General features: G+C 67.7%; 30 protein-coding genes. 15 read left to right on the forward strand and 15 right to left on the reverse strand.

What is annotated here, in order from left to right; translation table 11 throughout:
* Positions 1–182 precede the first annotated feature (182 nt).
* Positions 183–1,166: a porphobilinogen synthase gene (hemB, locus tag IEV64_RS05455; protein ID WP_188423389.1), complete on the reverse strand. Its 984-nt coding sequence runs from the start codon at positions 1,164–1,166 to the stop codon at positions 183–185.
* Positions 1,167–1,269: 103 nt separating this feature from the next.
* On the opposite strand from hemB, the gene IEV64_RS05460 reads away from it, so the two are divergent.
* Entirely contained in the window at positions 1,270–1,782 is a 513-nt protein-coding gene (locus IEV64_RS05460; protein ID WP_007275873.1) for a DedA family protein, read from the forward strand.
* An 80-nt stretch (positions 1,783–1,862) separates the two neighbouring features.
* On the opposite strand, the gene IEV64_RS05465 is transcribed toward IEV64_RS05460, so the two are convergent.
* On the reverse strand, positions 1,863–2,027 hold the full coding sequence (locus IEV64_RS05465) for a DUF6757 family protein (protein WP_004045157.1): 165 nt from the start codon (positions 2,025–2,027) through the stop codon (positions 1,863–1,865).
* 75 nt (positions 2,028–2,102) lie between these two features.
* Complete coding sequence (locus IEV64_RS05470) at positions 2,103–2,897, reverse strand: PHP domain-containing protein (RefSeq protein WP_007275874.1); 795 nt, start codon at positions 2,895–2,897, stop codon at positions 2,103–2,105.
* A 132-nt stretch (positions 2,898–3,029) separates the two neighbouring features.
* On the opposite strand from IEV64_RS05470, the gene IEV64_RS05475 reads away from it, so the two are divergent.
* Entirely contained in the window at positions 3,030–3,314 is a 285-nt protein-coding gene (locus IEV64_RS05475) for a DUF5789 family protein (RefSeq protein WP_004968845.1), read from the forward strand.
* Positions 3,315–3,459: 145 nt separating this feature from the next.
* Here the strand turns inward: IEV64_RS05475 and IEV64_RS05480 are convergent, their stop codons facing one another.
* Complete coding sequence (locus IEV64_RS05480) at positions 3,460–4,467, reverse strand: DUF5784 family protein (RefSeq protein ID WP_007275875.1); 1,008 nt, start codon at positions 4,465–4,467, stop codon at positions 3,460–3,462.
* A gap of 167 nt (positions 4,468–4,634) precedes the next feature.
* Between IEV64_RS05480 and IEV64_RS05485 the strand changes: the two genes are divergently transcribed.
* Positions 4,635–4,811, forward strand: coding sequence for a DUF5786 family protein (locus IEV64_RS05485; protein ID WP_004968847.1), 177 nt, complete (start codon positions 4,635–4,637; stop codon positions 4,809–4,811).
* A 30-nt stretch (positions 4,812–4,841) separates the two neighbouring features.
* Here IEV64_RS05485 and IEV64_RS05490 read toward each other — a convergent pair whose 3' ends face one another.
* From IEV64_RS05490 to IEV64_RS05500, 3 genes are all read right to left on the reverse strand, one after another.
* Complete coding sequence (locus IEV64_RS05490) at positions 4,842–5,537, reverse strand: DUF7530 family protein (protein WP_004968848.1); 696 nt, start codon at positions 5,535–5,537, stop codon at positions 4,842–4,844.
* A gap of 85 nt (positions 5,538–5,622) precedes the next feature.
* Positions 5,623–6,561 carry an NAD(P)H-binding protein gene (locus IEV64_RS05495; protein WP_188423390.1) on the reverse strand — a complete coding sequence of 313 codons (939 nt, stop codon included), beginning with the start codon at positions 6,559–6,561 and terminating at the stop codon, positions 5,623–5,625.
* A gap of 111 nt (positions 6,562–6,672) precedes the next feature.
* Positions 6,673–7,557: a YkgJ family cysteine cluster protein gene (locus tag IEV64_RS05500; protein ID WP_007275878.1), complete on the reverse strand. Its 885-nt coding sequence runs from the start codon at positions 7,555–7,557 to the stop codon at positions 6,673–6,675.
* Positions 7,558–7,674: 117 nt separating this feature from the next.
* On the opposite strand from IEV64_RS05500, the gene IEV64_RS05505 reads away from it, so the two are divergent.
* From IEV64_RS05505 to IEV64_RS05520, 4 genes are all read left to right on the forward strand, one after another.
* Complete coding sequence (locus IEV64_RS05505; RefSeq protein WP_004045177.1) at positions 7,675–7,878, forward strand: DUF7561 family protein; 204 nt, start codon at positions 7,675–7,677, stop codon at positions 7,876–7,878.
* 228 nt (positions 7,879–8,106) lie between these two features.
* Positions 8,107–8,313: a hypothetical protein gene (locus IEV64_RS05510; protein WP_007275879.1), complete on the forward strand. Its 207-nt coding sequence runs from the start codon at positions 8,107–8,109 to the stop codon at positions 8,311–8,313.
* Between the two features lie 333 nt (positions 8,314–8,646).
* Positions 8,647–10,557, forward strand: coding sequence for a helicase C-terminal domain-containing protein (locus tag IEV64_RS05515; protein WP_188423391.1), 1,911 nt, complete (start codon positions 8,647–8,649; stop codon positions 10,555–10,557).
* Positions 10,558–10,963: 406 nt separating this feature from the next.
* A complete protein-coding gene (locus IEV64_RS05520) occupies positions 10,964–11,158 on the forward strand; it encodes a DUF7317 family protein (protein ID WP_004045182.1) in 195 nt (64 codons plus the stop codon).
* A gap of 136 nt (positions 11,159–11,294) precedes the next feature.
* Here IEV64_RS05520 and IEV64_RS05525 read toward each other — a convergent pair whose 3' ends face one another.
* Both IEV64_RS05525 and IEV64_RS05530 read right to left on the reverse strand, forming a co-directional pair.
* Entirely contained in the window at positions 11,295–12,425 is a 1,131-nt protein-coding gene (locus IEV64_RS05525) for a 60S ribosomal export protein NMD3 (RefSeq protein ID WP_007275881.1), read from the reverse strand.
* 104 nt (positions 12,426–12,529) lie between these two features.
* Positions 12,530–13,168, reverse strand: coding sequence for a phosphoribosyltransferase (locus tag IEV64_RS05530; RefSeq protein WP_007275882.1), 639 nt, complete (start codon positions 13,166–13,168; stop codon positions 12,530–12,532).
* Between the two features lie 124 nt (positions 13,169–13,292).
* Between IEV64_RS05530 and htpX the strand changes: the two genes are divergently transcribed.
* The 5 genes from htpX (at position 13,293) to IEV64_RS05555 (ending at position 17,814) form a co-directional block, all read left to right on the forward strand.
* Positions 13,293–14,171 (forward strand): zinc metalloprotease HtpX, encoded by an 879-nt coding sequence (htpX, locus tag IEV64_RS05535; RefSeq protein WP_188423392.1) that lies wholly within the window; start codon positions 13,293–13,295, stop codon positions 14,169–14,171.
* A gap of 6 nt (positions 14,172–14,177) precedes the next feature.
* Positions 14,178–14,783, forward strand: coding sequence for a PspA-associated protein PspAB (pspAB, locus tag IEV64_RS05540; RefSeq protein WP_007275884.1), 606 nt, complete (start codon positions 14,178–14,180; stop codon positions 14,781–14,783).
* Between the two features lie 238 nt (positions 14,784–15,021).
* Positions 15,022–16,053: a DNA repair and recombination protein RadA gene (radA, locus tag IEV64_RS05545; protein ID WP_004968859.1), complete on the forward strand. Its 1,032-nt coding sequence runs from the start codon at positions 15,022–15,024 to the stop codon at positions 16,051–16,053.
* A 191-nt stretch (positions 16,054–16,244) separates the two neighbouring features.
* Positions 16,245–17,390: an NAD(P)/FAD-dependent oxidoreductase gene (locus tag IEV64_RS05550; RefSeq protein WP_049920627.1), complete on the forward strand. Its 1,146-nt coding sequence runs from the start codon at positions 16,245–16,247 to the stop codon at positions 17,388–17,390.
* Between the two features lie 10 nt (positions 17,391–17,400).
* Positions 17,401–17,814: a helical membrane plugin domain-containing protein gene (locus IEV64_RS05555; RefSeq protein ID WP_007275886.1), complete on the forward strand. Its 414-nt coding sequence runs from the start codon at positions 17,401–17,403 to the stop codon at positions 17,812–17,814.
* A 46-nt stretch (positions 17,815–17,860) separates the two neighbouring features.
* Here the strand turns inward: IEV64_RS05555 and sufU are convergent, their stop codons facing one another.
* The 3 genes from sufU to sufS form a co-directional block, all read right to left on the reverse strand.
* The gene (gene sufU / locus IEV64_RS05560; protein ID WP_004968864.1) at positions 17,861–18,289 is read right to left on the reverse strand and encodes a Fe-S cluster assembly sulfur transfer protein SufU; all 429 of its coding nucleotides are present in this window, start codon (positions 18,287–18,289) and stop codon (positions 17,861–17,863) included.
* A gap of 72 nt (positions 18,290–18,361) precedes the next feature.
* A complete protein-coding gene (locus IEV64_RS05565) occupies positions 18,362–18,949 on the reverse strand; it encodes a mechanosensitive ion channel domain-containing protein (RefSeq protein WP_089777205.1) in 588 nt (195 codons plus the stop codon).
* A 74-nt stretch (positions 18,950–19,023) separates the two neighbouring features.
* On the reverse strand, positions 19,024–20,298 hold the full coding sequence (gene sufS, locus IEV64_RS05570; RefSeq protein WP_229722557.1) for a bifunctional cysteine desulfurase/selenocysteine lyase SufS: 1,275 nt from the start codon (positions 20,296–20,298) through the stop codon (positions 19,024–19,026).
* Positions 20,299–20,472: 174 nt separating this feature from the next.
* Between sufS and IEV64_RS05575 the strand changes: the two genes are divergently transcribed.
* Entirely contained in the window at positions 20,473–21,519 is a 1,047-nt protein-coding gene (locus IEV64_RS05575; RefSeq protein WP_188423394.1) for a PAS domain-containing sensor histidine kinase, read from the forward strand.
* A gap of 44 nt (positions 21,520–21,563) precedes the next feature.
* Here IEV64_RS05575 and IEV64_RS05580 read toward each other — a convergent pair whose 3' ends face one another.
* Together IEV64_RS05580 and IEV64_RS05585 are read right to left on the reverse strand one after the other, a co-directional pair.
* Positions 21,564–21,866 carry a DUF424 domain-containing protein gene (locus IEV64_RS05580; protein ID WP_004968868.1) on the reverse strand — a complete coding sequence of 101 codons (303 nt, stop codon included), beginning with the start codon at positions 21,864–21,866 and terminating at the stop codon, positions 21,564–21,566.
* The gene (locus IEV64_RS05585) at positions 21,867–22,607 is read right to left on the reverse strand and encodes a tetratricopeptide repeat protein (protein ID WP_007275890.1); all 741 of its coding nucleotides are present in this window, start codon (positions 22,605–22,607) and stop codon (positions 21,867–21,869) included. It abuts the gene before it with no gap.
* A 91-nt stretch (positions 22,608–22,698) separates the two neighbouring features.
* Between IEV64_RS05585 and IEV64_RS05590 the strand changes: the two genes are divergently transcribed.
* Together IEV64_RS05590 and thpR are read left to right on the forward strand one after the other, a co-directional pair.
* A complete protein-coding gene (locus IEV64_RS05590) occupies positions 22,699–23,313 on the forward strand; it encodes a histidine phosphatase family protein (RefSeq protein ID WP_007275891.1) in 615 nt (204 codons plus the stop codon).
* A 26-nt stretch (positions 23,314–23,339) separates the two neighbouring features.
* A complete protein-coding gene (gene thpR, locus IEV64_RS05595; protein ID WP_188423395.1) occupies positions 23,340–23,894 on the forward strand; it encodes an RNA 2',3'-cyclic phosphodiesterase in 555 nt (184 codons plus the stop codon).
* Between the two features lie 6 nt (positions 23,895–23,900).
* Here thpR and IEV64_RS05600 read toward each other — a convergent pair whose 3' ends face one another.
* Complete coding sequence (locus tag IEV64_RS05600) at positions 23,901–24,842, reverse strand: DMT family transporter (RefSeq protein WP_188423396.1); 942 nt, start codon at positions 24,840–24,842, stop codon at positions 23,901–23,903.
* Positions 24,843–24,988: the final 146 nt, after the last annotated feature.

A 24,988-nucleotide genomic window follows, 5' to 3' on the forward strand; every position in this document is an offset into this window, starting at 1 on the left:
TCGTCCAAGGATTTTGAGATTCTCCGGAGTTCGGTGGACGAACGTTCAGGAAAATGTTGCCTAACAAGTGTGTTTTGGCCGTGCGCGCCCCGGTATCGTTTCCCGTGGTTCGGCCCTCGAACCGTGTCGTTCCGCGGGTCGAGCGGCCGTCCGAGAGCCGGCCGGCCCACCCGCCCGCCGTCTCAGTCGAGTTGCCGCGCGACGCGCTCTGCGAAGTACGTGATGATGAGGTCTGCGCCCGCTCGCTTCATCGACAGAAGCGACTCGCGGGCGACCGCGTCGAGGTCCAGCCAGCCCTTCTCGGCGGCGGCGTGGAGCATCGCGTACTCGCCGGAGACGTTGTAGGCGGCGACCGGGTGGTCGTAGCCCTCGCGGATGGCGCGGACGATATCGAGATACGGCAGGCCCGGCTTGACCATCAGCACGTCCGCGCCCTGTTCCACGTCGAGTGCGACTTCGCGAAGCGCCTCGCGGGCGTTCGCCGGGTCCATCTGGTAGTGTCGTCGGTCGCCGAACGCCGGCGCGCCGTCGGCCGCGTCGCGGAAGGGACCGTAGAAGGCGCTCTCGTACTTCGCGGCGTAGGACATGATTGGTATCTCGTCGTGGCCGGCGTCGTCGAGCGCGGCGCGAATCGCGCCGACCATCCCGTCCATCGAGGCCGAGGGTGCGACCATGTCCGCGCCCGCCTCGGCGTGGGAGACGGCCGTCTCCGCGAGCAGGTCGAGCGTCGGCCCGTTTTCGACCGTCAGCGTCGGGTCCGCTTCGGCGTGGTCCTCCAGCACGCCGCAGTGGCCGTGGTCGGTGTACTCACAGAGACAGACGTCGGTGATGACGTAGGCGTCCGTCTCGGCGGTGATGGCGCGGACGGCCTCCTGTACGACCCCGTTTCGCGCGTACGCGCGAGACCCCTCGGGGTCCTTCGACTCGGGGATGCCGAAGACGATGACGGCCTCGACGCCGGCCTCGCGCACCTCGGCGACGCGGTCGGCCGCCTCGGCGACGGGCACGCGCTCGTGGCCCGGCATGGACTCGATGGGGACGCGCTCGTCGGTCGTCGCGTCGACGAAGACGGGCGCGACGAGGTCGGTCGCGTCGAGCGTCGTCTCCGAGACGAGCGGGCGAATCCCGTCGGTTCGAAGCCTGCGGGGGCGGTCGGTGAACTCCATACGCGGGGTTCGGTCGGCGGCGGCAAAATGCCGTCGCTCCCGTCGGTTCGCGCCGCGTTATCCAAACCATAATGAACACGATGCCGCTCGAAACACACAGGACATGAGTGCCTTCACCGCCCAACTCCCCCACTTCCTCCGGGACCTCCTCGCGTCGGACCTCGCCCTCGTCGCCCTCTTTTTCGTGTTCGTACTGGAGGGCGCGATGCTCCTCTACGTCGCGCCGAGCGAACTCCTCGTACCCGGGGCGCTGGCGCTGGTCGGCGACCGACTGTTGCTCCCGATTCTCGGCGTCGCCGTGCTCGGCGCGACCGTCGGTCAGGTCGGGCTGTTCCTCGTCGCCAAGCGGGGCGGCCGCGAGTACCTCCTGTCGCGGTCGTGGTTCCGCGTGAGCGAAGACTCACTCGACCGGTTCGACGGCTGGTTCGACCGCTGGGGACCCGTCGTCGTTCCGCTGAGCAACGCGATGCTGTTCACGCGCGGGATGCTCACCGTGCCGGCCGGGCTGTCCGGGATGTCGGCGAAGCGGTTCCTCGCGCTCTCGGCGCTCGGGACCGTCGCGTTCGAGAGCGCGCTCGCGGCGCTGTACGTGTTCGGTGGTCAGGTACTCGCGTGAGCGGACGCGGGGCCGCGCGAGGCGACCCGGCGCGGCGACGGTAGGCAGGCGCTAGTGGAGGGACTGCCGTGGAGCGGCCGTCACTTTGTTCGGTTAATATCGAGTTTTTCCTTCAGGGCGGCGAGTTCCTCGGATTCGGCGAGTTCCTCGACCCGCTTGCGGAAGTGTCGCTCGCAGAGGCCGACCTTAATGTGGTCTTTCTCGGCGGCGTATGCGGCCTCACGGTCGCAGTAGTGACACTGCATACCGCCCCTTCAGTTCCGATAGGATTTAACTCTACGCCCCACGGCACGTTCCGAGTTATTCACGGACTAACACGGTTAGAGACCGTCTACCGCCGCGGCGAACCGGGCGAAGTCGGTCTCCGGCGGCCCGGCGCGACCGAGCGTCTCGTCGTGGGCGTCGCTCCCGCCCGTGGCGAGCAGGCCGTAGCGCTCGATGGCCTCCTCGACTAGGTCGCAGTCGACGTCGAACCCGTAGGGGTAGTAGCGCTCGACGGCGTCGAGGTCGGCACAGAGTTCGAGCGCGCCGGCGGGGTCGCGGTAGCGAAACGGGTGTGCGAGGCCGACCACGTCGCAGGCGTCTCGGAGGGCCGAAACGCCGTCGTCGAACGTCGGGAGTTCGCGCGCGACGTAGCAGGGGCCGTCCGCGCCGATGAGTTCGTCGAACGCGCCCTGGTAGTCGTACGGAGCCTCGCTGGCGTCGACGGCGCGGGCGACGTGGGGTCGGCCGACCCCGTCGTGGATGTCGATGTCGAGGTCGACCCCGGTTTCCGCTTCGACCGCCGCGACGATTTCGCGCGCCCGCTCGACGCGGTTGCGCTGGAGTCGTTCGACCACCTCGACGAGGGCGGGTCGCTCCCTGAGGCCGTAGCCGAGGAGGTCGACCCGGCGGTCGCCGGCGTCGACGCGCAGTTCGATGCCGCGGACGACTGTCACGCCGTCGCGTTCGACCACCGGCGCGTCGAGGTCCGGGTGATAGCGGTCGTGGTCCGTCACGGCCACCACGTCCACCCCGCCCGCGCGGGCCGCGTCGGGGAGCGCGTCGATGGTGAGCCGGCCGTCCGAGGCGGTCGTGTGGAGATGGAGGTCCGCGACCGGCGGGCTGTCGTCCATGCATCGTGGTCGGAGCGAGGGGGAGACAAACGTTGCGCCCCGAACGTCATTAAGGACAATTAAGGACTCCAATGCCACTAATCAAATACATGGAAAATCATTAAGGATGGTGGGAGTTCATGTGTGGGTGTAATGCGCCTGAACGGACTCGGCGACGCCATCGATCGCCACGAATACCCGATTAGCTCGACCGACTTCGCCCAGCGGTACGGCGACAAAGTAATCGAGCTACAGAACGGCCAGGAGACCGTCGCACAGATTCTGGCCCGTCTCGGCGACGAGACGTACACGTGCCCGCAGGACGTGCGGGACGCCCTCTTCACCGGCGTCGGCCACGAGGCAATCGGTCGTCGGTACTACAGCGACCGCGACCCCTCCCCGCTCGGTGAGAACGGACCAGAGATGGTCTCGTTCTGAGGTCGGCCCCGTCTCACTCCGATTTTTCTTTCTGACCGTGACTCCCGAGCCGTCGGCTCGCCGTTTCGCTCGTTAGTTCGTTGATTCGACCGCACTCCCGTCGCTCGTTGGCGGAGGCGGACGACAGCCGAATAGAGCGACCCCGTCAGTCAGAGAGCCACGGCAGGTCCACCGGAACGGACCCCTTCGAGTAGCCTTCGACCTCGCCCGACGGCCGGAGGCGGAAGACGACGGCCGGTCGGTGCCGAACGTCGGGCCGTTCGCCCATGATGGCGGCCCAGTCGTCGTCGGGGAACGACGAGCAGTCGACGAACAGCGTCACGCCGCCGCCGTGTTCGGCGAGTTGGCCCTCGCCGTTGGTCTTGGTCTGCGCCGTGTCGCGGATGGCGGCGATGGGGTTGCTCACGGAGCGTCGGTTCGGCGGGAGCGGGCGCGTCACCTCGATGAGCGCGCCGCCAGCGGGGGTGTTCTCCGCGCGGAAGTCGATGGAGTGGCCGGTCGTCACGGCGATTTCGGGCGTGATGTCGTAGCCCGCCTCGTCGAGGAGGTACGCCACGTCGAACTCGCCCATCGCGGCGGCCATCCGTATCGGGTCGAAGTACTCCGAGGTGCCGAGCTTTCCGGCCATGACCTCGCGGTACTCGTCGAGGACGCCCGTGGCGAAGAACGACTCGTAGAACGCAAGCGCCTCCTCGCGGGTCGCGTCGGGGAAGCCCGCGGCGTGGTCGCGGAAGAACTCGCGGGTCGTCTCGCGGCCGTCCTTCGAGAGGAACACGGGGAGGAAGAACCACGAGAGATGCGGATAGGGCTTCAGCCACGGCGACTGGTCGAACAGCTCGGCGATGAGTTCGCGCTGGGCCCACCGGGAGACCTCGAAGGGAGCCTCGGCGAAGCCCTCCTTGTCGGTCCGCCACAGCGAACTCGGCGTCTCCGTGTTGCCTATCCAGTAGGCGTGGTCGTCGGACCACGCGAACAGCGCGGTGTCGCCGTTGTCCATGTCGAACCGTCGGGCCTCGTAGCCGTCGGGCGGTGCGTACCACGGCGCACCCATCTCGGCACCGAGGTTGGCGTCGAGCGGCTGGAAGACGTCGCGGGTGATGCGCGACTCGTCCCAACGTCCGGGGGCGTAACGAAAGCGAAGCGGGCGTGCCACACACGGTGTAGTTCGGCGATTGCTTTTACCCTTTCCCGCCGCGGCTCCAGATTTCGGTCCCATCCCCCCCGTCTCCGGGTTCGGGTCGCCCGGACCGCCGCGAACATCACGATTGTGAATGTCTCCGATAGCTATATGTGCTACAGCCACACATGGTAAGTCGAACCATGTCAATGGGGGCATACGACGAAGCCGAACACGAACGCCGCGAGCGGATGACGAGTCAGGTCGAACCCGGGACCGACGACGACCGGAAGACCTACCGCGGCAGTGTCGAGTACGACTCCGGCGACTCGACCGACGCGCTACTCGAACAGTTCAAGCGGATGAAGTCCGACGACTGACCCGTTCCTCACGTCCTGTTCCTGCGTCCCTCACGTCCTCGTCAGCGCCGCCGCCGTCACCGAGACGACGGTCACGGCGACGACGTGTCCGCCGACCGCGAGCAACAGCACCGGCTGGTCCGCGACGAACGGGAGCAACAGCACCTGCGCGACCGCGAACCCGACGTTTAGCAGGTTCACTCGCCTGACCGTCTTCGCGGTCGGACCGTCGAACCGATAGCGGACGGCTCCCCAGAGGCCGACGACCGCCGCCCACCACGACGTGCCGATTCGGTAACAGAGGTCCCAGAGGACGAGCAGTGTCAGGTAGACCACCACGACCGGCGGCTCGGGGCCGAACAGCGTCGTCATGAGCGGCGTTCCCGGTTGCCGGGGGTCGAAGACGAACAGGTGCGTCACGAGCGCGACGAACGCGAGCACGCCGAGCACGACTTCGATGCTCGACCCGAAAAGCAGGCGGCGGTAGGGCGCGGGCACTCTCGCGGCGCGGGTCCACTCGCCCATGCGGAGCATCACGACGCTCCCCGCGGCCGCGACGACGATGGCCGCGGTGCCCGCGACCGCCGCGGCCCACAGGTCGTACACCCACGCGAACACGAGCACCGCGACCTCGAAGACGGCGATTTGGAGGGCGATAGCGCCCGCTTCGCCGATGTTCACGCCCGGGAGCGCGCCGACGATGCTCTCGTACACCCACGTCTCGCCGTACTCCGGGGCGTCGTTCATGTCCCGCTCCTACGGCCCCGCGGTATATCAATCGCCGCCGCGCTGGAGGCGTTCGGGACGCGCGGGCGGGCGGTTCGCGTCCCGCTCACGTCGGGGTCGTCGGCTCCGGCTCCGGTTCCGCGGCGTTCTCTCGGGTTCCGCGCTCCTCGCGGAGCGCCCGCTCGACGGCGGCGTCGAACGGCGTCTCCTCTACCTCGACGATGTCGCGGATGCGGTCGTCGCCGACGACGACGGGATTTTTCAGCCCCTCGATGAGCGGCCGGGCCACGCCCGTGTCCACGTCGGTCACGAGCCCAATCCAGTACGACGAGAGCCGCGGCGTCAACACGGGCACGGGGACGATTCGGGGCGCGTGACCCAACTGCGCGCCGACGCGCTGGAGCATCTCCCGGTAGGTGAACACGTCCGGGCCGCCGATTTCGTAGGTCTCGCCCGCCGTCTCGGGGTGGTCGAGGACGCCCGCGAGGTAGGCGACCACGTCCGCGATGGCGATGGGCTGACACCGCGTCTCGACCCACTGCGGCGTCACCATGACCGGGAGGCGCGTGGCGAGCTGGCGGACCATCTCGAAGCTCGCGCTCCCCGCGCCGACGATGATGGCCGCCCGGAGCGTCGTGAGCGCGGGCGACCCCGACGCGAGGATGTGTTCGACCTCGCGGCGCGACCGCAGGTGCGCCGAGAGCCGATCGCGGTCCTCGCCGAGGCCGCCGAGGTAGACGATTCGCCCGACACCGGCGTCCTCCGCGGCGTCGACGAAGTTGCGGGCGGCGAGTCGGTCGCGCGCCTCGAAGTCGCCGCCGGCGTGCATCGAGTGGATGAGGTAGTACGCCGCGTCGACGCCCGCCATCGCGGGGTCGAGCGTCGCCGGCTCGAAGATGTCGCCTTCGACCACGTCCGCGCCGGGCGGACCGTCGTAGCGCGCCGCGTCGCGGACGAAGACGACCACGTCGTGGCCGGCGTCGAGGAGGAGGGGAACGAGGTGCCGGCCGACGAACCCGGTCGCCCCGGTCACGAGAACTCTCATGATACACGGTAGCGTCGCTCACGATGTTAACGTATCGCCCGTCAGACCCGCCGGCAACTGCCCGGTCCCTGCCGGTCACCCGCCGCCCCCTCTCCCCCCGTCACCCGCGGCTTAGTCGCCGCCGCGAACCGCGTCCCACCCGGGCGTCTCCGGCGCGCCGCGAGCGACTTCGACCTCGTCGGGGTCGGGCGCGTCGGCGGCCGCGCTCCCGAGGCGACCGGCGACCGCGTTCCACGCGGCGACGGTCTCGCCCGCCCACGACTCGCTTTCGAGCGTCTTCGCACGCGCCCGCGAGGCGCGTTCCTCGTCCACCTCGGTCGAACCGGGGTGCGACCCGACCGCGACGCCGACGAACTCCGCGCGGTCCTCCGGAGTCAGGTCGCGGGTTTCGAGGTGTTCGATAGTTCCCGCCAACCGCTCGGGCTCGGGGTGGACGAACAGTTTCGCGCCGAGGGCGTGGGGACCGAGGAGCAGGCCGTGGAGGTCGTCCGGGGCCGCGTCGTCCAGCAGGCGCTCGCCGCCGTGGTGTCGCTCGACGCGCTCGCACTCGGTCTCCTGTTCGAGGACGAGGTTGTGACCGGGGTACTCGGCGCACTCGTCGGGGTAGAACTCGGTGTCGTGGATGCGGCACTGGAGGGTCTCGGGGTCGAGAAACGCGCAGGCGCGGAGCCACGTCCGCTCCAGTCCGAACGGCGCGACGGGTTTCGGCGGCTTCCGCATCCCGACGAAGAACGCGGGATTTCCGTCGATGGCCGCGAGTTCGACGCCGTCGATTTCGACGCCCTCACCCGGTGGGGCTTCCCACAGCCGCGGGGTGAGGGAGTCGCCGAGTCCCGCCGCCACGAAGTCACGAATCTCGTCGCGGGTCAGCGGGACGAGGTTGTACGTGTCGTCGAGCGGCGCGCGCGGCCCGCGGCGCTCGTGGTCGAGCGCGACCGGCGCGACCGGCCGCCAGTCGATACAACACCCCGCACAGCCTTCGCAGTCGACGCGCATGCCGCGAAAGTTATACGCCAGCCGACAAGAAGCTCCCGGCGGCACGGCGACGCCGGTCGATTCCGGCCCCGACGACGCGGCGGGGCGCTTTTGCCGCCTCGGGCCTTCGGTTCTCTCATGACCTCCGAACCGTGCGACGCCTGCGGGAAGGGCGTCCGCATCGCCGGCGGCATCGGCGACCTCTGGAACTTCCCCACGTCCTCGTCCGGCGGGATGACGCTGGAACTCGTCGACGGCTCCGAGCACTTCCTCTGTTTCGACTGCATGGAGCGACTGCCGGGCGACCGCGAACCGACGGCCGAAGACGTGGCGGCGCTCTAACGCTCGCTTCCGTCGCCCGCTTCGACTGCGACACGAGACAGAGGCGTCCGAACCGAAAGCGGTCGTCGAGTTTCGTCTACCACGATGTGATAAAGTATAACCCACAATCACGATTACTACCGTTTAAGCCGTAACCGAGAGGTTGCGGCGTCAAGACTCACCGCCGGACGAAGTTGGACGGACTCTCCCGTTAATCCTTAATCCAGTTAACGTTGGGAGCCCGCTCTGGTGGACTCTGAGCCGTGGGCAGACTACGCGAAAATGTCCACAGAAAGTGGAGGAGGTATCCTCCGTCGGCGGTGGGCTACGCTGAGCAAGAAGTTCAGTTCCCTTTCAACGTGGGAGAAACTGAGCAGGGCACGCGAGGTCCTGAAGACGGCCTACTGGCTGTTGAAAGTCCTCATCGCCCTCAGTACCCTCGTGGTACTCCTGTAGAGGCGTAGTCCACTACGAAGAATCGGCTCCAGAATATAAGGGGAACATCCCCTTTCGTCCCGATACCTCTCTGGAACCGTTACAATTATATTCGAAACTGGCGTAGCTGTACTTGGATTAAGGATTAACGGGAGAGTCTGAGTAGCCGTTTATTGGACTCTTCCACCTCAACACTTCTGAGCCGCGGCTTCACTCGCCAACGCGTACCTGTGGTCAATCCTCGGAGGCCTTCGTCCGCTCGAACAGCTTGGGCTGTACCGTTCTTCCAGCACCCGTCATACCGCTTCTGGAGGGGAGCGGTGGATTTAGGCCCGTCCGAGGACTCCATCGACCGTGGACCCGTCGCGCATCATCGACTCGTTTCCGGCCCCCAGTTTCCGCGGCGCGCAGGAGCGGGCCCTGCGTGACATCCGCGACGCCTTCGCCGACGGCAACGACGTGGTCTTGGTCCGCGCGCCGACCGGGAGCGGCAAGTCGCTTCTCGCCCGCGCCATCGCGGGGTCGGCGGCGACCGTCGACGAGACCTCGCCCGCGCAGGCGACCGACGCCTACTACACGACCCCGCAGGTGTCGCAACTGGACGACGTGGCCGAGGACGACCTGCTTTCGGACCTCAAGATAATCCGCGGCAAGTCGAACTACAACTGCATCATCCGCGGGGAGGAAGACACCCCCGTCGACCGCGCTCCCTGCGCCCGCAAGCGCGGCTTCGACTGCTCGGTCCGGCACCGCTGTCCGTACTTCTCCGACCGCGCCATCGCGTCGAACCGCCAAATCGCGGCGATGACGCTCGCGTACTTCATGCAGACCGCCGGCTCCGACGTGTTCCGAAAGCGCGACGTGGTCGTCGTCGACGAGGCCCACGGGCTGGCCGAGTGGGCCGAGATGTACGCGACGATCGACCTGAAGCCCCGGACCGTGCCGGTGTGGGACGACATCGGCGTCCCCGACGTGGCGGCCGCGGGCGACCCCGTCGAGCGCGCCTCGCGCTTCGCTGAGGCGCTCGTCGGCGTCTGCAAGCGCGAGAAAGACGAGTTGCTGACGAAGTCCGAACTGATGCCCGAGGAGGCCGCCCGCCGCGACCGCCTGCAGGAACTCATCGGCGAACTGCAGTGGTTCGTCGAGGACTACCGCGACCCCCAGAGCCCGACGACGTGGGTCGTCGACCAGCACGACGGCGAGGGGTCGCCCATCGCCATCAAGCCGCTCGACCCCGCGAAGTACCTCAAACACACCGTCTGGGACCGCGGGAACAAGTTCGCGCTCCTGTCGGCGACCATCCTCAACAAGGCGGCGTTCTGCCGCTCTGTCGGCCTCGACCCCTCGAAGGTCGCGCTCGTGGACGTCGAACACACCTTCCCCGTCGAGAACCGGCCGTTGTACGACGTGACACAGGGGAAGATGACCTACGAGCACCGCGACGAGACGCTCCCCAAAATCGCCCGGCTCGCCGTTCGCCTGATGGCGAAACACCCCGACGAGAAGGGGCTGATTCACTGTCACTCCTATGCGATTCAGGCTGAGCTTCGCCGCCGGCTCGCCGAGATGGGTCTCGGCAACCGCGTTCACGGCCACGACCGCGACGACCGGAACGTCGAACTGGAGACGTGGAAGGCGACCGACCGCCCGGAGGTGTTCCTCTCGGTGAAGATGGAGGAGGCACTGGACCTGAAAGGCGACCTCTGTCGCTGGCAGGTGCTCTGCAAAGCGCCGTATCTCAACACGAACGACTCCAGAGTCGCCCGCCGGCTCGAAGACGGCCAGTGGGCGTGGTACCGCCGCGCCGCCCTCCGAACCGTGATTCAGGCCTGCGGCCGGGTCGTGCGCGCGCCCGACGACTACGGCGACACCTACGTCGCCGACAGCAGTCTGCTCCAACTGTTCGACAAGACGCGGACCGACATGCCCGACTGGTTCGCGGCGCAGGTCGACCGGATGTCGGAACCGGACCTCCCCGAGTTCGACCCCGTCGCGGCCGGCGGCCGCGGGGGGAACGCGGGCGACGCGGTCGGCGGGACCGCGAACCTCGGCGGCTCGACGAGCCGGTCGTCCGGAGCGTCGGGTGCGGGCTCCGGCTCGCGGCGCGACTCGACTCGCGGTTCGGGTTCTTCGGGAAGTCGTGCGGGCGGCTCCGGTGGCGCGTCGGCCGGCGGTTCCGGTGGTCGCAAAAGCGGCGGCTCGGCCGATGGCTCGGACGACGGCGGCCGGAGCAACCACCCGCTTTCCGACGTGTGGGGCGAGTGACTACAGGAAGAGGGTGGCCCCAGAGAACAGCGCCGACCCAATCATGAGCGCGACGAGCGTCAGCGCGAGGAACTGCTGTCTGTCCATGGGCGTGCGACGGTCGGTCGGTAATTAACGTTTCTGAACCGGTTTCCACGAGTGATAACCGCGTCCCGCCGAGCAAAACCCGCCCTCCCGGTGTCATGCCATCTCGTCCCGTTCGAGAGGCAAAAATCGCCACAGTGTCCAAGAGAGCCGCCGCCTCCGATACATTTTCTCAATGATTGTTAATGCTCTTAGTCGTTTACCGAACGAGTCTCGGATATTTGGTGACGTATGTAAAGCTATAGTTCACCTAACTTTGTCTTTGACACGCTTTCTCACGAAATAGTTAACACCAATGCCCCTGAATGGTGGAGTATCGGCCATGCACACCAACGCACTCGCCACGGCGATGACACTGTATCGTAGTGGGGCACTCACACTCTCGCAGGCGGCCGCTCGCTCCGGCTACTCCGAAGACGACCTGCTTCTCGCCCTCCAGCGCCACGGCGTGCCCGTCCACGAAGACGACGCTCCGGCCGCGTCCCTCTCGGCGGACCGGCCGGCCAGCGCCGACTGATTCTGCTCCGTCGTTCGATTGTCGCCCGTTTCCCAGCGACCGCGCTCTCGGTTTTGTCGCCGATTCGGACCGCGAGCCGTAAAAAGCGCACACGCCGTCGTCGCCGCGTTCCGCCTCTCTCCTGGTTGTTCTCCGCTTATTCTTCGTCTTCGTCGTCGACGACTTCCTCGGGGAGGATGTGCAGTCCCGACCGGCTCTTGAGGACCGGCACCATCGCCGCGTCGGGGTCGAAGTAGTCCGGCCGCGGGATGGTCTTCGCCTCGTACGTCTCGGGGTCGAGCACCTGCACGGCGTGTTCGTCCTCGACGGTGACGACGGTGGTCTCCTCCGCGTCCTCGACGGAGCCGAGGTCCTCGGCCTCGGGGCGCTCGCCCTCCTCGAACTCCGACTCGTAGGGGTCGCCGGAGGTGAGGCGCGTCCCTTTGAGGCGGCCGCGGTTGCTCCGCACGAGGACCGGCCCGTCGCCGTCCTCGGGGTCGATGACGTCGCCGGCGGTGTACCGCGGCAGGCGGGCGACGAACGTGACTCGGTAGACCTCGTTGCCGTCGCCGTCCTCCGTGACGAGCGTCGGGTGCTCCTCGATGGTGCCGCCGAAGCGCTCGCGAATCTGCTTCGCGACGCCGCTTCCCATCTTGTTGGTCGAAATCTTGATGTTCGGGCCGTTGGGCGTCCGCTTGATACTCGAGATGAACGCGTCTCGGTCGCCTTTCTCCTCGCGTTCCGCGATGTAGGACTCGGCGATTTCGATTGCCGTCTCGGCCTCCTCTGTCGTCGGCGTCCGGTCGTCGGCGCGGACCTGCACGAGGCTGGCGAAGTAGCCGCCGGCGATGCGACCACAGCGCTGGCACGTCTCGCGGGCGATGCTCACCGGGACGACGATAGACTCCTCCAGCGGCGTGCCGCGGACGACGCCCGAGAAGTGACAGTGCATTCGGATGTTGTTCTCGTCGACCTGCTCGGGCTCGACGCCCCAGCGGACCTCCTCGGCGTTGAGGTGGACGCCGAGGGAGTTCGACACCTCCTCGATGGCGATGTCGGTGTAGTCGCGCGCGCCGACGTCGACCCACCGGTTGCCCCGGTGAATCGCGCCGCACTGCGCGCAGACGCGGACCTGCACCTCGTCGGGCGCGTCCACGAGGTCGAAGTCCTCGAAGTAACACGAGTCACAGAGCACGTCGTCTCGCTCGCGCGGCATCCCGGGGAGCGGTTCCGGCCGCTCCGGAACCGGGTCGCCGCACCGAGGGCAGAAGTCGCGGGATTCGCTCATTGACGGCTCTAGTCCGTTCGACCGCTTAAGTTCGGCGTCACGGCGCGACGGCGAGCGTCGGCCGTCGTCGCCCGAGCGCGACCTCCGGCCGCCGCCGACGCGTCTCAGTGCTCGCCCGCCCCGTCGCGCAGGTACGACGCGGCCTCCTCGTCGGACACCTGCGCGAAGTCGCGGTAGAACGCGCCGACGGCCCCGAACGCCTCCGGCGACTCGACCGCGACGACCGCGTCGCACTCGGCTTCGAGCTCCGAGAGCGTGTGCGGCGGCCCGACCGGGACCGCGAGGACGACGCGCTCTGCGTCCCCGGCGACGACCTGCCGCAGGCACGCCCGGGCGGTCGCGCCCGTGGCGACGCCGTCGTCGACGACGACCACGCGCTTTTCGGCCACGTCGGGAAGCGGGTCGCCGCCGCGGTACAGAGAGACCTTCTCTCTGGCCGCCTCGGCCTCGCGCTCGCGCTCGCGGTCGAGGTAGTCGTCGCCCACGTCGAGATACGAAAGCAGGTCCTCGTTCCACCACGCGCTCCCGTCGCCGGCGACCGCCCCCACGGCGAGTTCGGGGTTGTCCGGCGCGCCGACCTTGGACGCGACGACCACGTCCAGCGGCGCTCTGAGGCGGTCTGCGACCTCTCTGCCGACGGGGAGGCCGCCGCGCGGGATGGCCAACACGAGGTCCGCCGTCTCTTCTCGCTCGTCGAGCAGGTCCGCCAGCCGGCGGCCCGCGTCTTCCCTATCGGCGAACATGTCACCCCGAGCTACGCGCTCCCGCGGCAAAACGGTGTATCCCGATTCTTCACGATTCGGACGGTCGCGTGCGAGGGCTTCGCACTCCAACAGCGTTTATTAGCCGGATTACTAATCACGTGGTATGAACTGGAAACCGGACTGGGGACTTCGGGGGCGGATGGCGCTCACGATGTTCCTCCTGTTCGCCCTCTACATCGTCTTCGGAGCCGTGCTCCTCCAATTCAGAGGTCTCGGCGTATGGGCCGCCTTCATGGGCATCTTCCTCTTCGCCCAGTTCTTCTTCAGCGACAAACTCGCGCTGTACAGCATGGGCGCGTCCGTCGTCGACGAGGACGATGGCCCGCAGGCCCGAAAGCTCCACGCGATGGTCGGTCGCCTCTCCCAGCAGGCGGACCTCCCGAAGCCGAAGGTCGCCATCGCAGACACCCGCGTCCCGAACGCCTTCGCCACGGGTCGCTCCCAGAAGAGCTCGGCCGTCTGCGTCACGACCGGCCTGATGGACACCCTCGACGACGACGAGCTGGAGGGCGTCATCGCCCACGAGCTCGCGCACGTGAAGAACCGCGACGTGATGGTCATGACCATCGCGTCGTTCCTCTCCAGCATCGCCTTCCTCATCGTCCGCTGGGGCTGGTTCTTCGGCGGCGACCGCGACAGACAGAACATGCCGGTCATCGTCGCCATCATCGCGTCGCTCGTCGTCTGGATTATCTCGTATCTCCTGATTCGGGCGCTCTCGCGGTACCGCGAGTACGCCGCCGACCGTGGGGCCGCCGTCATCACCGGCCGCCCCTCGGCGCTGGCGTCCGCGCTCCTCAAGATTTCGGGTCGGATGGACAACGTCCCGAAGCGCGACATGCGCGACACCTCGGAGATGAACGCGTTCTTCATCATCCCCATCAAGTCCGACTTCATCGGCCGCCTGTTCAGCACCCACCCCTCCACCGAGAACCGCGTCGAGCGCCTCCGCGACATGGAGCGCGAGATGGAGACCGTCTAAGCACCGATGGGGCTGTTCGATTCATTCCGCGCCATGCTCGGCATCAGCGCCGAGTCCGACGCGACCACCAAGGCGGACCCCGAGGACCTCTTCGGGATGAGCACGGCGTACCTCACGATGGAGGCCGACCTCCGATTCGACTCGGCCGACGAGGCGGCGCTGTGTTTCTCCTCCGTCGACAGCACCGACTTCGCCGACACCGTCGACGCCGTGGAGGACATCCTCACCGCCGGAAGCGAGGAGACGGGCACCGAGTTCCGCCGGCACACCGACGGCCACGGCTACAACTGGGTCGTCCTCGCCGACGACGACCCCGAGGACCTCGTGACGAGCGTCCACTTCGCGGCCGACGAGTTCATCGAGCGCGGCTACGGGTCGCGCCTGCTCGCCGCTCTGTTCGGCTTCGAGCGCGACGGCGACCGCGCCTACTGGATTTACTCGTTCCGCCGCGGGGCGTACTACCCCTTCGCCCCGCAGGGAACCTCGACGCGGAACCAGAGCCTGGAGTTCAAACTCGAATCCGTCCTCGACGGCGAACTCGAAATCGAAGACGACGAGAGCTACTGGTACCCGCTGTGGCCGTCGACGCCGAACGGCCACCCGTGGGACTGACCACGCTCGCCTGACTCGCTCGCGACCGACCTTTTCGATTCGGTTTTACTTTCACGCTAGCCCGCGCTCCCGGTCGGTTCGGCGCGTCCCTCGTTTCTGTTCCGCTCTGTCCGTTCCTTCGCGACATCGCCCTTGAACCTCCGCGATAGCCTGTCTCACAGCCCCGCCGCGTCTCTCGATTTCACTTTCACCTCGCTGTTAACGAGGGTTTATGAGGGTATAGGCGGAACGACTGGGTATGGCAGAAGACGACCTCGAAAGTCTCCCCGGCGTCGGCCCGGCGACGGCCGACAAACTCACAGACACCGGCTACGACAGCTATCAGTCAATCGCGGTCGCCAGCCCCGGCGAACTGTCGAACAAGGCCGATATCGGCTCCAGCACGGCCTCCGACATCATCAACGCGGCCCGCGACGCCGCCGACGTCGGTGGCTTCGAGACCGGTTCGATGGTCCTCGAACGACGCCAGCAGATCGGCAAGCTGAGCTGGCAGATCGACGAAGTCGACGAACTCCTCGGCGGCGGCCTCGAAACGCAGTCCATCACCGAGGTGTACGGTGAGTTCGGTGCCGGGAAGTCCCAGATTACGCACCAGCTCGCGGTCAACGTCCAGCTTCCGCCCGAGCAGGGCGGCCTCGGCGGCGGGTGTATCTTCATCGACTCCGAGGACACGTTCCGCCCGGAGCGTATCGACGACATGGTCCGCGGCCTCGAAGACGACGTGCTCGAAGCCACGCTCGAAGACCGCGGAATCGAAGGCTCGGTCGACGACGAAGAGACGATGCAGGCGCTCGTCGACGACGTCCTCGACAAGATTCACGTCGCCAAGGCGTTCAACTCCAACCACCAGATTCTCCTCGCCGAGAAGGCCAAGGAACTCGCCGGCGAACACGAGGACACCGAGTGGCCGGTCCGTCTCCTCTGTGTGGACTCGCTCACCGCCCACTTCCGCGCCGAGTACGTCGGCCGCGGCGAGCTCGCGGAGCGCCAGCAGAAGCTCAACAAGCACCTCCACGACCTGATGCGCATCGGCGACCTGTTCAACACGGGCATCCTCGTGACGAATCAGGTCGCGTCGAACCCCGACTCCTACTTCGGCGACCCGACCCAGCCCATCGGTGGCAACATCCTCGGCCACACCTCGACGTTCCGCATCTACCTCCGCAAGTCCAAGGGTGACAAGCGTATCGTCCGCCTCGTGGACGCGCCGAACCTCGCCGACGGCGAGGCCATCATGCGCGTGCAGGACGCCGGTCTCAAGCCCGAGTAAGCCGTCGCTCGGTCGGCCGGTTTCACACGACTCCACGGTCTCCGTTCCCCCACAGCCCCTCCGTCTCACCCCACATTCTCCCCGTCGTCTCGTCTCCCCGAGCGGCCGCCCCGTCTCGCGGTTCTCACAATGTTGGAAACAGATTGCAATACTATCCCGTCGGCGGCCCATCGTTTAGGTAGGTGAACTCCATGACGCATCGAATCGTAGTCGTTGGCGGTGGCACGGGTGGGACGGTCGTTTCGAACCGTCTCGCCGAGGAACTCGAATCGGAAATCGACGCCGGTGACGTGGAGGTGACGCTCGTCTCCGACGACACGAAACACGTCTACAAGCCGGTGTTCTTGTACGTCCCGTTCGGAGTCGCGGAGCCGGAGGACGGCGTCCGCGACCTGCGGGACCTCGTCGACGAGCGGGTGAATATCGTCACTAACCGCGTCCGCCGGGTCGAAACCGACGAAAAGCGCCTCTACTGTCAGGACGGCGACGAGGTGCTCGACTACGACACGCTCGTCCTCGCGACCGGCGCGAAGCTCGACCCCGACGCAGTCCCCGGCTTCCGGGAGGGCGCACACCACTTCTACAGCGCCGAGGGGGCAGAACGGCTCCGCGACGCGCTCGCGGAGTTCGACGGCGGTCGCCTCGTGTTGAGCGTCGTCGGGACGCCCCACATGTGCCCGGCCGCGCCGCTCGAATTCACGTTCATCGTGGACGACTGGCTCCGGGAACAGGGTCTGCGCGAGGACACGGACCTCGTCTACACCTACCCGATGGAGCGGAGCCACGGGAAGCCCGAGGTCGCCGAGTGGGCCGACCCGATTCTGGCCGAGCGCGGCGTCCGCGTCGAGACCGACTTCGTCGTCGACGCCATCGACCCGGACGAACGGGTCGTCTCAGCGAAAAGCGGCGCGGAAGTGGACTACGACCTGCTGGTCGGCATCCCGCCGCACCGCGGCGACGAGCTCATCGTCGACTCCGGCCTCGGCGACGCCGGCTGGGTCGACGTCGACCAGCGGACCCTCCGCGCGACCGCCGCCGAGGACGTGTACGCCATCGGCGACACGGCGGCGCTCCCAATCCCGAAAGCCGGGAGCGCGGCGCACTTCCAGGCCTTCGCGGTCGCGGAGCGCATCGCCGCGGAAGTCCGCGGCCGCACGCCGACGAAGCGGTACGACGGCAAGACCGTTTGCTTCGTCGAGACCGGCCTCGACGAGGCGTCGTTCGTCTCGTTCGACTACGAGACGCCCGCGACGATGCGCCAGCCGTCGAAGCCCATCCACTGGGCGAAACACGCGTACAACGAATCGTACTGGCTGACCGCCAGGGGGATGCTCTGAGGTGAGACCAATGCAGGACCACGAATCTACCACGACGACCGAACAGCAGGTGCCCGACGAACTCGTCCGGGCCATCGAGAACAACCCGGAAGAGGTCGCGCTCCTCGTCGAGCGGCTCGGCCTCGTCAACGACCTCATCGACGTGCTCGAACTCGGCGTCGGCGCGCTCGACGACGAGATGGTCCGGTCGCTCGCGCGGACCGGCACCTCGCTCGCGGAGGTCGCAGACGACGCTTCCGACCCGGACACTGTCGCCGGGATGAAGCGCCTGCTCCGCGCCGTCGGCGACGCGGAGGACGCGGAGGCGACGCCCGTGGGCGCGGTCGGCCTGCTTCGGGCCACCCGCGACCCCGAGGTCAAAGCGGGGCTGGGCTACCTCGTCGCGCTGGCGGCGGCGCTCGGCGCGGGAACGGACGCAGAATAGCTCGAATCGCGTTCGGCTCGCCGTGTCGCCGCCGGCCGAAGTCGGCTCAGTCGTCGCCGTCTTCGGTCTTCGTCTGCTCGATTTCTATCTCGCCGTCGTGAATCTTCGCGCCGTCCTGTGCGACCTGTCGCGCGAGCACGGCGCACTTGATGCGCATCGGCGAGATGTCGACGCCGAGCATCTCGGTGATGTCGTCGGTGTCCATCGCTTCCAGCTCCGAGAGCGTCGTGCCCGGCAGTCGCTGGGTGAGCATGCTCGCGGACGCCTGACTGATGGCACAGCCATCGCCGGAGAACGCGACGCGCTCTATGGTCTCGCCGTCGTCGGCGAGCTGCACGTCCATCGTAATCGTATCGCCGCAGGAGGGGTTCTCCCCGGTGTGGGTGAACGTCGGCGACTCCAGCCGACCGTGGTTCCGGGGGTTCTTGTAGTGGTCCATTATCTGCTGACGATACATGTCTGAGCCAATGCCCATTGGTGTTCGTCGGGGCTACGCCCGAGCGCCGTAAAAGGATTCCGGGGCCGGCGATTCGGCCGAATTCGCCGCTTACGTCGCGTCCGACGCCGACGCGTCTTCCGCCGCCGGCGCGTCGTACTTCGTCCACTTCTTTTCGACGTCGCGGTTGGCCACGACGACGGTGTCGCCCTCGTCGTTCTCGAAGCGCGTCTTTCGGAGTTCGATGGAGCTGACCGTCCCCGTCACCGGGTCGGCTTTCACCCGGTCGCCGGGGTTGAAGTCGGGGTCCCGAAGCAGGTAGACGCCCGCCACCGTGTCTGCTATCATGTTCGACAGCGCGTAGGAGACGCCCAGCGCGATGAAGCCGGTCGCGGTGCCGAGGCTCGCCGCGATTTCCGTCATGCCGACGATGTTCAACAGCGCGAGCGCCGCGCCGAACCAGAGGAACACGCCCGCGACGGCGACGCCGAGTTCGACCACGAGGTCCTGTTCTTCGGGGTACAGCCCGTCGAGCACGCCGCGGACGACGAACAGCAACGCCCTGATGCCGACGTAGGCGAGCGCGAGGAAGACGACCGCCGTGAGCACCTTCGGCGCGGCGTCCTGCACCGCGGTCCCGAACTCCGCGACGGTCTCCCGGAGCGTCTCGACGAGAAAACTGGTCAGCGACTGAAGCATACGCTCCGACGACGTGTCAGCGGGACAAAGGCATTGGGGCGACCTCGCCCCAGACGCCGCGAAAAACGGACTACTCAGGCGAACAGCTCGCGAGCCGCGTCGATACCGTCGACCAGCGCGTCGATTTCCGCTCTCGTGTTGTAGATGTAGAACGACGCCCGCGTCGAGGCCGCGACGCCGAGTTTGTCGTGGAGCGGCTGGGTGCAGTGGTCGCCGGCGCGGATGGCGACGCCCTGTTCGTTGAGGATGCTGGAGAGGTCGTGGGCGTGGACGCTGTCGAGGTTGAACGCGACGAGGCCGCCGCGGTCGTCGCCCGGCGGGCCGTAAATCTCGATGTCGTCGAACTCGGTGAGGCGGTCGTAGGCGTACTCCGCGAGCAGTTCCTCGTGGGCCTGGACGTTCTCCATGCCGATGTCGTCGAGGTAGTCCACGGCCGCGGCGAAGCCGACGCCCTGCGCGATGGGCGGCGTGCCGGCCTCGAACTTCCACGGGAGGTCCTCCCACGTGGAGTCCTCGTAGGTGACGCTCCGAATCATCTCGCCGCCGTAGAGGTACGGTTGCATCTCGTCGAGGATGTCGCGTTTGCCGTAGAGCGCGCCGATACCGGTCGGGCCGCACATCTTGTGGCCCGAGAAGGCGAAGAAGTCGGCGTCGATGGCCTCCACGTCGACCGGGCGGGTCGGGACCGACTGCGCGCCGTCGACGAAGGCGTAGGCTCCGACCTCGTGGGCCATCTCGGCGAGTTCGGAGACCGGGTTGACGGTCCCGAGGGTGTTCGAGACGTGGACGACCGACACCATCTTCGTGGAGTCGTCGATGAGCTCCTTCGCGTGCTCCATGTCGAGGCGGCCGTCGTCGTCGACGCGGATGTAGCGCACTTCGGCACCGGTCTTCTTGGCGATCTGTTGCCACGTGACCAGCGAGGCGTGGTGTTCCATCTCGGTCATGACGACCGAGTCGCCCGGCCCGAGTTCGTCGAGACCCCACGCGTAGGCGACGAGGTTCATCGACTCGGTGGTGTTCTTCGTGAAGACGACCTCCTCGCGGCCGCCGGACGCGCCGATGAACTCCGCGACGCGGTCGTGGGCGTTCTCGTAGGCGACGGAGGCCTCCTGGCTCAGATGGTGGATACCGCGGTGGACGTTCGAGTTGTAGCCGTGGTAGTAGTCGACGATGGCGTCGACGACCTGCTCCGGCGTGTGGCTCGTCGCGGCGTTGTCGAGGTAGACGAGCGGCGTGTCGTCGTCGTCGTGTTCACCCGGCGTCGAGATGTCGCCGCCGACCTTCCGCTGGAGGATGGGGAAATCCGCGCGGATGGCGTCGACGTCGACGGGGTACGACTCCTGCACTCTCATTGGGTGTGAGTTACCCCCGTAGGCACAACACGTCTTCGGTCCGCACGCGGCTTCGAAACCGGTTTCGGTTTCGCCAGCCGGCAACTGTGGCCGGTGACGGTGACGCGGCGGCGACGTGTCGGTCACCCACCCAAACGAATCAAGTAGCCCACGCTCGTTTATCACCTAATGTCGAACGCCACCTCGTCCTCGCTCGCGTTTTCGAGCCTCGACGCGCTCCCGACGCAACTCGCGATTCTGGACGAGGAGGGCGTCATCGTCTACACCAACCGCGCGTGGCAGGAGTTCGGGAACGAACACGACTATCAGGGCGACAGCAGTTCCGTCGGCATGAACTACCTCGGCGTCTGCGACCTCAGCGGCGCCACTGACGCGACGACGGCCAGCGAGGGTATCCGCGCCGTCATCGACGGCGACAGGGAGGCGTTCTCCTTCGAATATCCCTGCGAAACGCCCGACGAGCGCCTCTGGTTCACGATGCGAGCGACCCGATTCGTCGACGGCGGCGACACCTACGTCCAGATTGCGCACCTCGATATCACCGACCGAAAGCGCGCGGAACTGGAGGCCGAAGAGAAGGCCGAACGCCTCCAGAACCTCGCCCGGATGCTCTCCCACGACCTCCGAAACCCGCTTTCTGTCGCCGTGGGCTACGTCGACTCGCTCCTCGACGAGGTGGTCGACGCCGACGGGCTCGAACAGGTCGCCGGCGCGCTCGACCGGATGGACGACATCATCACCGACGGGCTCGTGTTGGCCCGCCACGACACGGTCGGGGAGCTGTCGACCGTCGACCTCGAAACGCGAGCGGCGACCGCGTGGGCGCACGTCGATACCGGCTCGGCCGAACTCGTCGTCGCCGATTCGTTCGAGTTCCGCGCGGACCCGAGTCTGCTTGGGCACGTCTTCGAGAACCTGTTTCGGAATTCGGTCGAACACGGCGCGAACGATGGCGACCTGACCGTCACGATTGGCGTGCTCGGCGGCGACGGCGACGCTACGGGCTTCTACGTCGAGGACGACGGCGTCGGTATCGCCGCGGAGGCGCGCGACGAGGTGTTCGAGGCCGGCTACACCACGGGCGAGGAGGGGACCGGCCTCGGCCTGTCAATCGTCGCGCAGGCCGTCCGCGCCCACGACTGGGACGTCGCCGTCACCGAGGCCGAACGCGGCGGCGCTCGCTTCGAGATAACGGACGTCGAGCGCCCGGCGTAACGGAACGGCGTGGCGACCCGGAGAAACTGATTTTCGACGGTGGCTCAGCGGAGCCAGAGCAGTTGCGCGTGGAGCGTGCCGCCGACTTCGAGGACGGTCTCCTCGTCCACGAGGCCGGCGTCGATGGCGACCGAGACGGACTCCTCGCCGACGATGTTGGCGACGGTCGCGCGGGTGAGGCTGTCCACGACGGCGTCTTCGTCGGCGGTCTCGGCCTCGTCGCCGCCGTAGAAGTCCTCCGTCACGTCCAGCGAGACGCCGTCGTCGGTGTAGGTCTCGCCGATGCAGTCGGGGTCGCAGACCGAGACGAGGAGCCCCTCGGGGGTCTCCCGCTCGCGGAGGAGCATCTAGTACTCCTCGACGAGTTCCGCTTCGGCCTGCTCGCGGAGGTCGTCGGCCTGCTGTTGGGCCTGCTCTGCTTCCTCGTCGCGGCCGAGTTCTTCGAGCGCGCGCGCCTTCTCCTCGTGGACGCCGGGGGTGCGCATCCCGAGGCGGATGGCGTTGTCGAAGGCGTTGACGGCGTCCTCGTTGAGGCCGCGCTCGTGGAGGAAGAAGCCGCGGTTGTACCACGCCTGCGGGAAGCGCGGGTCGAGTTCGACGGCGCGCTCCGCGTGGTCGAGCGCGTCGGCCGTCTGGCCGGCCTCCCAGAGCGCGTACGCGAGGTTGGTGTGGGCCGTCGCGGCGTGCTCGCTGTCGTCGTCGAGCTTGAGCGCCTCCTGGTAGGAGCCGATGGCCTCGTCCCACTCTTCGAGTTGGCCGTGGGCCGCGCCCTTGTTGACCCACGCCTCCTGGGCGATGTCGTCGTCGTCGCCGGCGAACCGGGCGACGCGCTCGAACGCTCCTGTGGCCTCCTCGAAGCGGTTTATCTGCATGTACGAGAGCGCCACGTCGAGCAGTTTCTCGATGTCGACGTCCTCGGGGTCGATGTTCCGCTGGTCGAGGATGTCGGTCAGGACGCGCGAGTCGACCGGGTCGACCTTCGTCGGGTCCACCGAGAGTTCGGGCGGGTCGAGCGAGAAGTCGGAGTAGTCCTCGTCGAACCCCTGCCCCTCTGAGAAGCGGTGGGGTCGCTTGCCGTCGTCGGTCATATAGCCGCGCTTGGGCGTCACGGCGGTTAAACGCTACGTCAGCGGGACGACACCGACCGCTTTTTGGCCTCCCGCGGGCGAGCGTCTCCGAATGTCCGCGCCCCCGACGACGGTCGTGTCGTTCGTCCGGCACGCCCACGCTCCGTCCGTTCCCGACGCCGAGCGCGCCCGCGGCCTCTCGCGCCGCGGGCGCCGCGACGCCGCGCGCGTCACCGCCCGCCTCGCCGACCTCGCGGACGTGGTCGCCACCAGCCCCGCCGAGCGCGCCCGTGCGACCGTCGAGGGCGTCGCCGACGCGGCGGACGCCCCGCTCATCGTCGACGACGACCTCAGAGAACGCGAACTCGCGGAATCGCCGGTCGAAGAGTTCGACGAGGCCGTCGAACACCTCTGGGCGAACCCGAACGCGTCCCACCCCGGCGGCGAGTCACACGCCGAGGCGCAGGCCCGCGGCGTCGCCGCCGTCGGCCGACTCGTCGAGGCGTACCCCGACCGCCACGTCGTCGTCGGCACCCACGGGACGCTCATGGCACTCGTGTTCAACGCCTACGACCCGCGCTACGGCCGCGAGTTCTGGACGGGGCTGACGACGCCCGACGTGTACGAGGTGACGTTCGTGGACGGCGAGGCGTTCAGTATCGCCCGGACGTGGACGCCCGAGGCGGACGACCGCGCCGACGCCGACCGCGACCCGGCGGAACGTTAACGTCCGGTTCGAGTCAACTATCTGCCATGCGTTGCTTTCTCGCCGTCGACCTCCCCGACTCGCTCGCGGCGGGCGTCGCCGCGGTACAGGACCGGCTTTCGGACGCGGACGGGCTTCGATTCACGGACCCCGAGCGGGCGCACGTCACCCTGAAGTTCCTCGGCGAGGTGTCGCCGGACCGTATCGCCGAGGTGGAGGACGCGGTCGAATCGGCCGTCGAAGACGCGGGGGTCGGCCCCTTCGACGCCTCGGTCGGCGGGCTGGGCGTCTTTCCCTCGCTGGACTACATTCGAGTCGTCTGGGTCGGCGTCGGCGACGGCGCGGCCGAGTTGACGCAGTTACACGAGGCCATCGAGCGCGAGACGACGGCCCTCGGTTTCGACCCCGAGAATCACGATTTCACGCCGCACGTCACGCTCGCCCGCATGGACGACGCCCGCGGGAAGGTGCTCGTCCGGCGCGTCGTCGAGGACGAGTCGCCGACGGTCGGGTCGTTTCGCGTGCGCGAGGTGCGCCTGAAGAAAAGTGACCTCGGACCCGACGGCCCCGAATACGAGACGGTGACGCGGTTCTCGCTGTGAGGCGCGTCAGTCGTCGGTCGGTCGCCGCCCGCGACGCCGGTCCACGACACGCCGGAGTTCGCCCCGAATCACGTCGCGCTTGAACAGCAGGAAGCCCGCGAAGATGAGCGCGAAGCCGGCGACGGTGGCGCGCGTCGGCACGCGCCCGAGGACGGTCCAGTCGGCGAGCGCGGCGAAAAGCGGGATGACGTATTCGAGGAGACTTACCTCGATTGGGCCGACCCGGTCGAGGAGCCAGAAGTACAGCAGGAAGCCGCCCGCGCCGGCGACGACCGCGAGGTAGCCGGCGGCGACGAGCGTCGTCTGGGTCCACGCCGCGTCGGCGGCGGACTCCCACGGCAGGGCGGCGCTCGTGACGTGGAGCGTGACCGCGCCGACGAGCATCATCCACGCCTGCACGGCGAGTAGCGACATCCCCGTCTCGCTGTCGTGGGTGAGCACCGCGCCGAGGGCGAAGGCGACGGCCGAGCCGAACACGAGAACCGCGCCGACGAGGTTCGACGACAGCAGGTTCCCCGGCTCCGGGTTGGCGATGACGACGAGGCCGAGAAAGCCGAGGACGAGCCCGACGACCCGGTGCGGCGAGAGCCGCTCGCGGGTGGCAGTCAGGCGGGTGAGCGTCGGAGTCGCAAGCGGGATGATGCCGAGGAGGACCGAGGCCACGGAGCCGGGGACGTACACCTGCCCCGAAAACAGGAGCGCGTGGTGCGCGCCGATGCTGAACGCGCCGCCGGCGAGAATCGGCCGCCACTCGTCGCGGACGGCGGGGATGACCCGGTCGCCGCGGGCGACGGCGACGGCGAACAACAGGAGCGCCGCCACGTCGAAGCGGACCGCCCCGAGGAACGCCGGCGGGACGGTCCGGAGGGCGATGTCGGTGGCGAGGAAGGCGCTCCCCCAGACGGCGGAGAGCGCGAGGAAGGCGACGGCGGTCTTGGCCCGACTCATTTGCGTCGGCTTTCGCGCCGACGGTACTGAATGAGTCGATTCGGCCGCCCGTCCGCGCCGCCGGCCCGGGAGAACACCGCGTTTCAGCCGATTCGGGCGTGCGGACGCCCCTCACACGCCCGAAACGCGAAGGAACAAGATTTTAT

Origin of the sequence: Haloferax sulfurifontis (assembly GCF_014635105.1) — an archaeon.
In the GTDB taxonomy this organism is placed as follows: Archaea; Halobacteriota; Halobacteria; order Halobacteriales; family Haloferacaceae; genus Haloferax; species Haloferax denitrificans.